General features: G+C 71.8%; 11 protein-coding genes. 3 read left to right on the forward strand and 8 right to left on the reverse strand.

All coding sequences use genetic code 11. The features are described from left to right. Positions 1-98: 98 nt before the first annotated feature. The 6 genes from ACZ4W9_RS38485 to ACZ4W9_RS38510 all read right to left on the reverse strand — a co-directional run bounded on the left by ACZ4W9_RS38485 (position 99) and on the right by ACZ4W9_RS38510 (position 6,834). Positions 99-917 (reverse strand): hypothetical protein, encoded by an 819-nt coding sequence (locus ACZ4W9_RS38485; protein WP_467943885.1) that lies wholly within the window; start codon positions 915-917, stop codon positions 99-101. Next, positions 914-1,558: an ABC transporter ATP-binding protein gene (locus tag ACZ4W9_RS38490; protein WP_467943886.1), complete on the reverse strand. Its 645-nt coding sequence runs from the start codon at positions 1,556-1,558 to the stop codon at positions 914-916. Before ACZ4W9_RS38490 ends, ACZ4W9_RS38485 begins: the two co-directional genes overlap by 4 nt. Before the next feature lie 14 nt (positions 1,559-1,572). Then, entirely contained in the window at positions 1,573-2,463 is an 891-nt protein-coding gene (locus tag ACZ4W9_RS38495) for a UbiA family prenyltransferase (protein WP_467943887.1), read from the reverse strand. Between the two features lie 85 nt (positions 2,464-2,548). Continuing rightward, positions 2,549-3,616: a polyprenyl synthetase family protein gene (locus ACZ4W9_RS38500; RefSeq protein ID WP_467943888.1), complete on the reverse strand. Its 1,068-nt coding sequence runs from the start codon at positions 3,614-3,616 to the stop codon at positions 2,549-2,551. 30 nt (positions 3,617-3,646) lie between these two features. Next, the gene (shc, locus tag ACZ4W9_RS38505) at positions 3,647-5,665 is read right to left on the reverse strand and encodes a squalene--hopene cyclase (RefSeq protein WP_467943889.1); all 2,019 of its coding nucleotides are present in this window, start codon (positions 5,663-5,665) and stop codon (positions 3,647-3,649) included. A 590-nt stretch (positions 5,666-6,255) separates the two neighbouring features. Then, on the reverse strand, positions 6,256-6,834 hold the full coding sequence (locus tag ACZ4W9_RS38510) for a CGNR zinc finger domain-containing protein (RefSeq protein ID WP_467943890.1): 579 nt from the start codon (positions 6,832-6,834) through the stop codon (positions 6,256-6,258). A gap of 143 nt (positions 6,835-6,977) precedes the next feature. Here ACZ4W9_RS38510 and ACZ4W9_RS38515 point away from each other — a divergent pair, with 143 nt between their 5' ends. The 3 genes from ACZ4W9_RS38515 to ACZ4W9_RS38525 are packed head-to-tail and all read left to right on the forward strand — an operon-like array spanning position 6,978 to position 8,607. Continuing rightward, the gene (locus ACZ4W9_RS38515; protein WP_467943891.1) at positions 6,978-7,598 is read left to right on the forward strand and encodes an AzlC family ABC transporter permease; all 621 of its coding nucleotides are present in this window, start codon (positions 6,978-6,980) and stop codon (positions 7,596-7,598) included. Further along, entirely contained in the window at positions 7,598-7,909 is a 312-nt protein-coding gene (locus tag ACZ4W9_RS38520; RefSeq protein ID WP_318205584.1) for an AzlD domain-containing protein, read from the forward strand. The genes ACZ4W9_RS38515 and ACZ4W9_RS38520 overlap by 1 nt, the downstream gene beginning before the upstream one ends. Positions 7,910-7,923: 14 nt before the next feature. Further along, a complete protein-coding gene (locus ACZ4W9_RS38525) occupies positions 7,924-8,607 on the forward strand; it encodes an RraA family protein (protein WP_467943892.1) in 684 nt (227 codons plus the stop codon). 118 nt (positions 8,608-8,725) lie between these two features. Here ACZ4W9_RS38525 and ACZ4W9_RS38530 read toward each other — a convergent pair whose 3' ends face one another. Next, the gene (locus tag ACZ4W9_RS38530; protein WP_467943893.1) at positions 8,726-10,489 is read right to left on the reverse strand and encodes a S9 family peptidase; all 1,764 of its coding nucleotides are present in this window, start codon (positions 10,487-10,489) and stop codon (positions 8,726-8,728) included. Position 10,490: 1 nt separating this feature from the next. Next, positions 10,491-11,495, reverse strand: a complete 1,005-nt coding sequence (locus ACZ4W9_RS38535; protein ID WP_467943894.1) for a hypothetical protein — start codon at positions 11,493-11,495, stop codon at positions 10,491-10,493. Positions 11,496-11,727: the final 232 nt, after the last annotated feature.

Below are 11,727 nucleotides of genomic sequence, written 5' to 3' on the forward strand. Positions count from 1 at the left end.
GGACTGTTCCCCGGTGCCGCCCCCGTGTCAACAGGGGCTGTCGAGGACCTCGGCCGTTTCCGGCGCGACGTCCGCACCTCCACGCCGCACGAGCCCGCCTACGAACGGGGCGAGACCGGCCGCCGGTTCCAGGCGGGTCGGGCCACCGGGTCCGCGGCGATCCGGCAGTGGGAGCGGGTGCGCAGGTGGAAGGCAAGCAGGGCCAGCGCGCTGGTCGAGGCGGACCAGGCGAACGAGAGCAGTCCGTACGGCCAGGAGGTGAGGGACGTGAACGCCGCGGCCAGCGCGGACTGGCACGCGCCGTACAGGGGAAGGGCGCTCAGTCCGGTCAGGTCGGCGACGTTGAGGACGGGGTTCTGCAGGCCGGTGTCGACCAGGCTGAGCATGATGACGAGGAAGAAGCCCTCCAGCTCGCCGCGTACCAACGAGCCGAGCAGGAGGCCGATGCCGCCGTAGGCGAGGCCGGCCCCGAGCACGGCGAGGGTCAGCGGGCCCAGCTGGCGCACCGGCAGCGAGCCGCGGAGCAGGACCGTGGTGTACACGGCGATGAGGGTGGTGACGACGGCGACGGCGGTGACCTTGGCCAGCAGCATCTGGACTTTCGGGTAGCCGGCCAGGACCAGGCGGCGGTCCATCTCCCCGGCTTTGAAGGTCTCCATGAACATCGAGAACCCCGTGACCAAGGTGACGGCGGCGAGGGCGTTCACCACCTGGCTGACATGATTCGCCGGCGCGTGGACGTCGGCGTGCACGGATGCCAGGGGGAACCGCAGGACCCGGTCCGACGCGCACAGCCGTGCCACCATGATCCAGGCGGGGATGAACGCGACCGCCAGGAGCACCGCCATGCGGCTGCGCAGGTGGCCGAGGAGGGTGCAGCGCAGCATTTCGGTGTAAGCCGAAGGGCGGAACGTCATCGGACGGTCCTCTCCATGTCGAGGCGGCCGTCGCGCAGGTGGCCCACCGCGTCGAAGTGGTGCATGTCGTGCAGCAGGTGCGAGACCACGACGATCGACCTGCCCTGGTCGCGCAGGTGGGCGGCGAGCGCCCAGAAGCGCTGATGCGTGTCCCAGTCGAAACCCTGATAGGGCTCGTCGAGCACCAGGAGCTGCGGATCGTGCATCAGGGCGAGCAGGAGGTTCAGCTTCTGCCGCGTGCCTCCGCTGAGGTCCCCCGCTCGCTGCCGGCCGCAGCCGGCGAACGCCAGGAGGTCCATCAGCTCGTGGGCACGTGTGAGGGTCGGCAGCCGGTAGGCGGCCTGGAAGAGACGAAGGTGCTGCATGACGGTGAACGACTCGTTCAGCACCGCGTGTTGTGGGCAGTATCCCGCCTTGCCGGTGCGCTCCACCGTGCCCCGGTCGGGCGCCAGGTGCCCCATGGCGATCCGGAGCAGCGTGCTCTTGCCCGCGCCGTTCTCGCCGACGACGCCGATCAGCGCCCCGGCCGGCACGTCGAGGTCGGCACCGCGCAGGACGTGCCTGCGGCCGTACGCCTTCCACACGCCGCTGATCCGCAGCCGTGACTGGTGCCGCACGTGTTGCGTGGCCTCTGCGGTCACGTCGGACCCTCCCCTCAGCGAAGCGTGTAGACGGAAGCGGCGAGGGCGAGGGTGTACCACTGTTCCACCAGGCGGTAGCTGCGCTGGTCCTGTTCCCGGCCCCGCGACAGCATCACCCGGACGGAGAGCACCAGGCTCAGACCGCACAGCACCGCGTCCGTGGCGATGATCCACCAGTGCGGGCCGGCGGGCTCCATGAGGAAGTGGTGGATGGCCAGGGGGCCGACGGCGAAACCGGCGCACAGGAAGACCCGGGTGGGTCTCTCGCCGAAGACCAGCGGCATGGTGGAGCGGTGCACCGCCCGGTCGCCGGTCATGTCGCGGAGGTCCTGGACGGACATGAGGAGGGTCACGGTGACCGTGAGGGTCGCGATCCAGCGCCAGGCGTCCGGTGTCATGGCGGTGACCATCTCCCAGGCGGCGGCCAGTTGGGCGACGACTCCGACGCCGGCGTAGAGGTTCCTGCCCAGCCAGTGCCGGCCCCAGCCGTACTCGTGTTGCAGCAAGGAGAGGATCTGCCACATCAGGGCCCACTCCAGGACGCCCAGGCAGTACCCGTACACGGGGAAGAGGACCCGGACGGCGTTCAGGCGCAGCCGCGCGCCGCGGATACTGCTCTGGCCGGTGACCAGGGGCCGGAAGGGCTTGTTGACGCGGTCCTCTTCGACGCCGACGAGTTGGTTGGCCAGCGTGTGTTCGTAGACGAACAGCCAGAAGTACAGGGCGCCGGACACCAGGGTGAGCACGGCTTCGGACGGGGGCAGCCGGGCGTGGACGACGGCCGCCATGACGAAGCAGGTGGCGGGGAAGATGGTGGTCCAGCGGTCGGCGCTGATGAACAGCCAGCTCAGGCGAATCTCGCGCCAGGCGTTCTGGAGAACCACCGCGGGCGCGGTCGTGGTCATCACTGTGGGTCCGTACTCCGTGGTCGGCCGGGCCGGTGGACGGCCGGGGGTGTCTCCTGGTGTCGGTCGGCGACTGGGCCGGGCTTCACGCGGTGCGGTGTACGACCGCCTCCGCGACGTCCTTCAGCGTGCGGACGGCGTCGGCGGGGAAGGGGGCCAGGGCCAGGGAGTCCAGGGCCTGCCGGTATCTTTCCTCGATCATCCGCTCGACCGCCCGGCGAGCGCCCGTGCTGGTGAGGATGTCGCAGACCTCCGCGGCTTCCTGCTCCCCGAGGTCGGGGTCGCCGATCAGCGCGTGCAGCCGGCCGGCCTGAACCGGGCCGCAGGCTCTCAGGGCATGGACGATGAGGCTGGTGGACTTGCCCTCGCGCAGATCGTCCAGTCGGGACTTGCCCGTCCGGGCCGGGTCCCCGAACACGCCGAGGATGTCGTCACGGAGCTGGAACGCCTCGCCGAGGGGGATGCCGTAGGCGCTGCAGGCGTTCATGACGTCCTGCCCGGCGCCGGCGAGGGCCGCCCCCACCTGCAAGGGGCGCTCGATGGTGTATTTGGCGGTCTTGTAGCGGATGACGCTGAGCAACGTCTCGATGCTCGCGTGGAGTTTGCCGGTGGTCAGCAGGTCCAGGTGCTGGCCGGCGATCAGTTCGCTGCGTGCGAGGTCGACGCAGTGCAGGACCCCGGCGCGGTGGGCGTCGGGCATGGGAGTGGTGTGGAGCAACTCGTCGGACCAGACGAGGGCGAGGTCGCCGAGGAGGATCGCTCCGCCGAGCCCGTACTGCTGCGCCAGCCGCGGTACGTGGTGCCGGTCGGCCAGCGCCCGGTGGACCGTGGGGCGCCCGCGGCGGCTGTCGGACGCGTCCATGATGTCGTCGTGGATGAGCGCGCACGTGTGTGCCAGCTCGATGGAGGCGGCCAGCCTGACGGCCTGTGTGATGTCACCCCGCCCCCCTGCCGCGATCCATCCGGTCACGCACAGCAGCGGACGGACCCTCTTTCCGCCGGAGATGAAGTCACGCAGCATGAGGATGGGCGCCGACTGCCCGGCCACGGGGGCGGTCCGTGCCTTCTCCGTCAGGAACTCGAACAGGAGGTTGTCGATCGCGGTGCGCGGTGCGAAGAAGTCGGACTCGACCGCCAGTGTTTCAGCACTCATCACGAGGGCGCCTTTCAGAGGGGTGGCCGGTCACTGGTCCGGCCCCGTCGTCGCTTCTTTTCGTTGCCGGCCCACCCGCACCTCACGTGCGTGACAGGTGCGCTGGACATAACGGCCCAGCGCCATCAGGGGGAAGACGTGCCCGTAGTACCCGTAGTGCGCGGCCACGGCCCGGGGGACGAGCGTGCCGGTGAACTGCGGCTCCTCCCAGGTGCCTTCGTCCGTCTGCCTCTCGGTCAGCCAGCGGATCCCGTCCCGCACCACGGCGCTGTCGCGCTCTCCCGCCGCGAGCAGCGCGAGCAGTGCCCAGGCGGTCTGCGAGGGGGTGGACGGGCCACGGCCGGCGCGGTCCGGATCGGCGTACGACTGCCAGCTCTCGCCCCAGCCGCCGTCCGCGTTCCGCACCGACGTCAGCCAGGCGACGGCACGCCGGACGGCCGCGTGTCCGCGGGGTACTCCGGCGGCGGCGAGGGCGGGAAGGACACAACCGGTGCCGTAGAGGTGGTTCACGCCCCAGCGTCCGTACCACGCACCGTTCGCCTCCTGCTGCCCGAGCAGCCAGCGGACGGCACGGCGGGTGCGGGGGTCGTGTTCCCTTCCCAGCGCGGCCAGCATCTCCACCACGTGGGCGGTGATGTCGGCGGTGGGCGGGTCGGTGCAGAACTCGCCGAAGTCGAAGAACGGGACCTTGGCGGGGAGGGCGCTGGTGTTGTCCACGTCGAAGGCCGCCCATCCGCCGTCGCGGCTCTGCATGCCGAGGCACCACCGCACCGCTCTGCCGAGCGCGTCGTCGACGCGTGCCGGATCGGGGTGGCTCACCCGGTGCAGTGCGAGGACCGCCTCGCAGGTGTCGTCGTTGTCGGGGTAGGTCCGGTTGTGGAACTGGAAGGCCCAGCCGCCGGGAGCCAGCCGGGGCCGCCGTGCGGCCCAGTCGCCGGGCCGGTCGGCCTGCCGGGTGAGCAGCCAGTCGGCGGCCTTGACCAGCGCGGGGTGGTCGGTCGCCAGGCCGGCGTCGAGCAGCGCGGTGGCGGACAGGCAGGTGTCCCATACCGGGCTGTGCACGGTGTGCAGGGCCCGTACGCCGTCCTCGGGCCACGCGCCGCAGTCCTCCAGGAAGCCCCAGGCGGCCTTGAGCACCGGGTGGTCCGGGGGGTAGCCGTGCAGGTGCAGGGCGAGGATGACCCACGTGGTCATCGGGGTGCACGCTCCCCAGCTGCCGTCCTGTTCCTGACGCTCGAGGAGCCAGCGGACGCAGGCGTTCTCCGCGGCTTGGCGCACCGGGCGGGGGATGCCCTTGGAGCACACGCGCACCGTGGCGTTCAGCCGCCGAAAGAGCCTCTCCCAGCCGCTGTCCGGTGCCGGCGGACTCGCTGGGGACGGAGCGAAGAGTTCGTCGATGCCGAAGGGAGCGGGCCGCACCGGGCGATGCGTGCGGATGACGCTGAGGGAGACGAGCGCCAGGCGCATGATGGAACTGAACGAGTAGATGTTCAGCGGCGCCCACTTGGGCAGGGCGATGATCTCCGGGGGGATCTCGGGAAGCTCGTCCCAGCTCCACCAGCCGAGCAGGGCGAGCCATACCCGTGCTTCCAGCTGGACGGCCGCCGCACCGCCCTGTTCGCGCACCCACGCGGCGCACCGGAGCATGTGCTCCTCGTCCGGGCCGTCTCCGGCGAGCCGGAGGGCGATGTACGCCTGGATCGTGGTTCCCAGGTGGCCCGCGCCTTCGAAGACGAGGGGCCAGGAACCGTCCGCGCTCTGCTGGGAGCGGATCCACCGGCCGCTCGCCTTGGCCACGCGGTCGTCCAGCACACCGAGCAGATGGCGCAGGAAGAGATCGTGGGCGTCATAGCTCACGTCCGTCGTGAAACGGCCCTTCCACCACCCACCGGCGTCCTGCCGGGCGAGCAGGTGGTCCGCGGCCCGCACCACCGCACGCCGGGCGGCTTCCTCCGCCGGACCGGCCGCGGAGAAGGCGAACGTGACGCCGGCGTCACCCGCGTAGGCAGGGCCTTTCGCGTGCGGCGCACCGCCAGCCGAAATCGTCATGGAACTCCTAGACCACCGAATCCGTGAATGCCCGTATTTCGCAGATCATCTGAATTCCGGGGAAATTACCGTCACTGATCTGCCGAGTCGCCGTGCCGGCGGGGCGATGACGATCCTTCCGGATCTTTTCGGCCGGCACATCCTTCATTCGAGTGCACGGTGCGGGCGTGAAGGGTCACACGGCTTGTTTCCGGACGCGCCGTCGCGCCCGGGGAGCACCAACCGCTTCGCCGGCACCTGGCCGCGCCGGGGGCCGGGCACCACCCGGTCCGGATGGCTCGGCACGCCGCCGGGCCCGCGTCCGGCCACCGGACACCCGGCACCCGGCCCCGCCCACCGTGGCTGCCGAAGGCCGCCGCCGCGCGCCTGCGGCCGCACCAGGACCGCCGGTGAGGCCCCGGCCCTCGCCGTCGGCGCCGGGGTGCCGCGGCTGCCGTCCCGCGCCCCGGCGCACACCGCCCGGGTGGCGGCCCGGCCCCTCCGCACGGAGCCGGCGCTCGCCCCCTCCCCGAGCCCCGGGGACACTGCCCCACCCTCGGGAAGCACACATCCGCCCGGTGAACACGCCTCGGCAGCGAACCGGCCCCGGTCTACGCCGACGAGTCCTGACGGCCGGCCGGGTTCGCGCGCCGACGGGCCCGGTGCGCGGCGGCGCTCGCGCGGTTCCCGCAGATCTGCGGGCTGCAGTAGCGACGTGACTGGTTGCGGGAGACGTCCACGAACACTTCCGCGCAGCGGTTGCCGTGGCAGACGTGCAGGCGGCTCATCCCGGCGGTGGTGATGACGCCGAGGAGGCCCATGGCGGCGTTCACGGCGTACTGGTCGACGGGTGGCGCCTGCGGGCCGGTGACATGGAGGTGCCATGCGCCGTCGTGGTTGGTGTAGTGCGGGACCGCGTGGTGCTCGGCGAGGACGCGGTTGAGGAGGGCGACCGCGGTCTCCTCGTCCGGGGCGCCGAACACTTCCCGCAGGGCCGTCCGCAGGGCGCGGGCCCGCTCCAGGTCCTTGTCGGTGGGCACCTCCCCGATCCGGATGCCGTGCGCGACGAGCAGCTCCGTCAGCGCGGCCACATCCGGCAGCTTCTCCTTCTCGCGGACGATGTTGTAGGTGTTCACCAGGTCCTCGGCCCATGTCACCGAAGCCTCGGAGTAACTAGTAAACCGCATCATGGCTCCGTATCATCTGTCACAATGGACCGGCTCGGACTGGAGGGTCGATGGACTCCCAAGAGGCATTACCCGCTCCCCCCGTTACATCTGAAGGGTATTATCCCCAGGCCGGCTTCAGGGAAGAGTGGCTGCGCGGGCTGCGCATGGCGATCCCGCTGGCGATCGCCGTCTTCGGCTTCGCCGTGTCCTTCGGTGTGGTGGCACGGGCCGCCGACATGGGGATCATGGCCCCCATCGCCATGTCCCTGACGACCTTCGCCGGATCGGCCCAGTTCGCGGCCGCCTCCGTGGTGGGCACCGGCGGGGGCATCGCCGCCGCCATCGTGGCCGCCGTCCTGCTCAACTCCCGCTATCTCCCGATCGGGATCAGCGTCGCCCCGGCGATGAGCGGCAACGCCCTCAAGCGCTTCCTCTCCGCGCAGCTGGTGGTGGACGAGTCCTGGGCCGTGGGACACCTGGGCGGGGGCCGCTACTCGCGCGGAAGGCTGCTCGGCGCGGGTGTGGTGGTCTACTGCGCCTGGGTGGGCGGCACGGCCGTCGGCGTGCTGGGCGCGGAGTATGTCGGGGACCCGCTGCGCTTCGGACTGGACGTGGTGTCCCCCGTCCTCTTCCTGGCCCTGCTCAAGGGACAGATCAACGACCGGCGTGCGCTCGTGTGCGCGATCCTCGGGGTCGCCATCGCACTGGCGCTGACACCGGTCGCCTCACCGGGCGTGCCTTTGATCGCGGCCACGGTCGCCTGTCTGCTGGGATTGAGGAAGTGATGAACGGAGTATGGCTCGCGGTGCTTCTCGTAGGCGCCGTGTCGATGGCGCTGAAGGCCACCGGTCCGGTGCTGCTGGGCGGCCAGGAGCTGCCGGAGAGGATGCAGCGGGTGGTGGCCCTGATGGCACCGACCCTGCTCGCCGCACTGATCTCCACCCAGATCTTCGCCGACGGGCAGCGGCTGACGGTCGACGCCCGCGTGGTGGGTCTGCTCGTCGGCGCCTTCGGGGTCTGGCGGAAGTGGCCCACCTTGCTCGTGGTCGTCCTGGGCGCCGCCGCGGCGGCCGTGACCCGGCTGATCGCGGGATGAGGGGAGCCGTCACCATGAGCGCAGATACGGCCGACGGGCAGGTGTGGCCCACGGCGGCACTGTGGGACGCGGGAATCCGGTTGGGGCAGCGGCTCACCTTGCCGCCCCTCCCCCTGCGGCCGGCCGCGTCGGGCATGAGGCTCGCCGGCCCGCTGCGCCGGATCCGGCACACCGAGGGCGTGGCATCGATCTTCCAGGGCCTGGACGAGGCACGCGAGGGGGACGTGCTGTTCATCGACAACGGGGGGCGCACGGACGAGGCATGCATGGGCGACCTCGTCGCGATCGAGGCACGGCTGGCCGGAATGGCGGGGCTGGTGGTGTGGGGATGCCACCGGGACACCGACGAGCTGGCCCTCATCAGGCTGCCGGTGTTCAGCCTGGGGCCGTGCCCGTCGTCGCCCACCTTGCGTCCGGACACCGGTGACCCCTCGGGGCGGCCGTTCCCGTTCGAGACGGGCGACGTCGCGGTGGGCGACTCCGACGGCCTGATCGTCGTCCCCGCCAAGACGTACCCCGAGGTCGTGGATGTCGCCAGGACCATCGTGGCGGCCGAGCAGCGGCAGGCCGAGAAGGCGCTGCGCGGAGTGAGCCTGCGCGAGCAACTGCGCTGGGCGGAGTTCGCGGAACGGCGGCGGGAGGACCCCTCGTACACCTTCCGGACACACATGGCCCGGCTGGGCGGGGCCCTGGAGTAGGAGGGGTCCGGCCGTGTTCAGGCGGGGCTGTGCCAGCGCAGCAGGCGTTCCCGGAGCCGTCGCGGGCGGTGGACGACGATCTCGCCGCGATGGATGTTCCCAGGGGCGCATCGGCAGGTCATGACAGCCTCCCTGCGGCATCGAGGTGGGTGCGGGTGAACTCGAGCTGACGGCGGAAGACCGTGACGCGTTCCTCCACGGCCGTCACGCTGTGGCCCGCGTCCATGGCGTGGAACTCCACCGGCAGGCCACGGGCGCGCAACTGCTCGGCGTAGGCGCGGGCCTGGTCGATGGGGCACCGGGCGTCGTTGACGCCCGCGCTGATGAAGACCGGCGCGCGGACGGCATCGGCGTAGGTGGCGGGCGAGGCGTCGCGGTACACCTCGGGGACTTCCTCCGGTGTCCCGCCGAAGAGGCTGCGGTCCAGCGCCTTGATGTCGTCCATCGCCTGGTGGTGGGCGGCGGCGCAGTCGGCGACCGGGGCGCCGGCCAGGCCGATGGTCCAGTCGTCCGGCCGGGTGCCGAGTCCCAGCAGGGTCAGATAGCCGCCCCACGACCAGCCGGCCAGCACCAGGCGGGCCGGGTCGATGATCCCCTGGTCGACGGCCCACCGCCGAACCGCGGTGACGTCCTCCAGCTCGGTGTGGCCGACACGGCGCCGCAGGGCCTCCGTCCAGGCCCGGCCGTAGCCCGTCGAACCGCGGTAGTTGACGCGTACGACGGCGAATCCCTCGTCCGTCCAGGCCGCCGCCTCGGGATCGAAGGCGTCCTGGTCGTGGTCGTCGGGCCCGCCGTGCAGGAGGAACACCGCGGGGTGCGGCTTCGTACCGGTCCGGGGCAGGCTCAGCAGGGCGTGGACCCGGCCGCCGGGGCCGTCGACCCATACGTCACCGGCGAGCGCGGTCTGCGGCGCACGGCTGGTGGCGGGAAACCGCGGGTCGCTGTCGAGGGCCCGGAAGACGGGCGGGTGGGCGGAGTCGGACCACGTGAACCACACGTCGCCGCCGGGGCGGGTGCGCGCGTGCTCGATGGTGCCGTCGGGGATCTTCAGCCGGGTCAGCTCACGGGTGGCCAGGTCGTAGCCGAACGCCTCGGAACGCGCCTGGTGGTCGTGGACGACGAGCAGGGACGCGGCGTCCTGTGCCCACTCGACGGAGACCTCGCCGGGCAGCCCGAGGTCGAGGGTGACGTGTTCACCGGTGCGCGGATCGTAGAGGGCGGGCTCCCAGCGGTCCTCGTGCGGCTGGAGGACCAGCAGCCGGTTGTCGCCGGGCACGGGGGCGAACCCCACGGCCTCGCCGTCCAGGTCGGCGACGGCGGTGCCGTCCGTCGTCAGTACGCGGATGCCCGGCTCCCACAGGTCGCCGCGCTCGCTGTGCGCGATGACGGCAAGGGTGAGGTCACGGGACAGGTCGACGGCGTACGCGGGCTCTTCGTGCCGGTAGAGGCGGCGGGCCGTGCCGCCGGGCAGCACGAGGGAGACGTCGGTGCCGTCCTCGGTGGTGTGGCCGAGCAGGTTGTGTCCGCGCAGGCCGAGGGCGAGTCCGGCGGGCCAGTACGGTTCCAGGTCCCGTACGGCGGGCGCGTCGGGGCCGCCGCCGAACGGCTGCCGCATCCACTGGCCGCGCTCGTCCCCGTCGGTGTCGGCGAACCACCACACGGTCTCGCCGGACGCCTCGATGGCGCAGTGCTGGACGCCGGAGGGCCGGTCGGTGACCTGCCGCAGCGTGCCGGCCGTACGGTCCCAGCAGTAGACCTGGGCGTTGCCGGAGCGGTCGCTGACGAACACGCAGCGCTCCGGGGAGCTTTTCGCCCAGGCGGGGAGCGTGTGGCGCGGGGCCCGGAAGCGCTGCTCCCACAGGGGTGTGTCGGTGGCGGTCATGTCAGTGGCAACCGCAGCTGGCCGCCGAGACCCGGTTCATCCGGCGGCGGGGGCCCTGTGCGGTGGGGGCCGTGCCCGCTCCGGCCAGGGGGGCGTCGCCCCCGAGCACGCCGAGGGAGCTGGTGGCGCAGTCCAGGACGACCTGGAACTCGGTGTGCGGCAGCGCGCCGAGCACCAGGTGCACGGAGGCGGCCGCCTTGCCCGTGCCGACGGCGTTGGACTCGGAGTTGAAGGGCAGTTGCGGGACCGCCGGGTTGAGGCCGAACTCCAGTCCGGTGACCTTGGCGTGGCCGGGGTCCGTGGCGAAGAGCTGTGTCAGTGCGGTGGCCGCGGCGGCCGACCCGGTCTCCGTGGCCTTCATGTCGGTCACCGTCCCGTCCTCGATGGTGAGGACGAGCGGGTAGTGGAAGAGCCCGGACAGCTTCTCGAACAGTTCCTGGCAGGCTGCCGTGCCCGGCTCGCGCGTGCGGACGACGGACCAGCCCTTCACGGCGATCTGGCCGGTGACACGGGTGCCGGCACCCGTGAGGTCCAGGCTTCGCAGGCCGACGAACGCGCTCTGCGCGGCGCCGGTCCGGAAGGTGCCGGTGTCGGTCCGGGACCAGGCCGGCGCGGTGAAGGTCGTCTTCGCCACGGCCCCGGTCAGGGCCTCCTCGAGGACCAGGCCGCCGGCCCCCGCCACCGCGTCGCCGAGCGCGGTGCCGGCGACGTCGAGGGTGTCGGGGTCGCTCTTCTCCAAGGCCGTGAGCAGTCCGCCCAGCTGGTCGAGGGCGAAGGGGCCGGTGCCCGCGCGGACAACGGCGACGGTACGGTCCGGGCCCACCTCGGCGTCCGAGGCCGTCAGCAGCCGGTCGTCCTGGGCGACGACGAGGACGTCACTGTCCCGCGGGATGCCGGAGCGCAGTACGTCGCTCAGGGAGCGGTCCGGTCCGGCCGTGACCGTGTCCCATGCCTCGTAGCGGCTCGGGGGCTCCAGCCGGACCTGGTCGGAGAACCGATCTTCCACGACGAGCGTGAATCGGTGATGGCCTGCCGGGTACTGGCGATAGGCTTCAGGGCGGACGATAATCACTGTGACACTCCCAGGTCGTTGTGCCGGTATGTCAGCGGGGGGGGGGGGGGGGGCCCCCCCGGCCCCCCCCCCCCCCGCACCCCCCCCCAGGGGGTTTTTTCAGGGTTTTTTTTTTGGTGCTCCCCCCCCTTCTTCGCCCCACAGAGGGGCGGATGGGGTGTTTTTT

It is taken from the genome of Streptomyces sp. NPDC029296 (assembly GCF_055569255.1).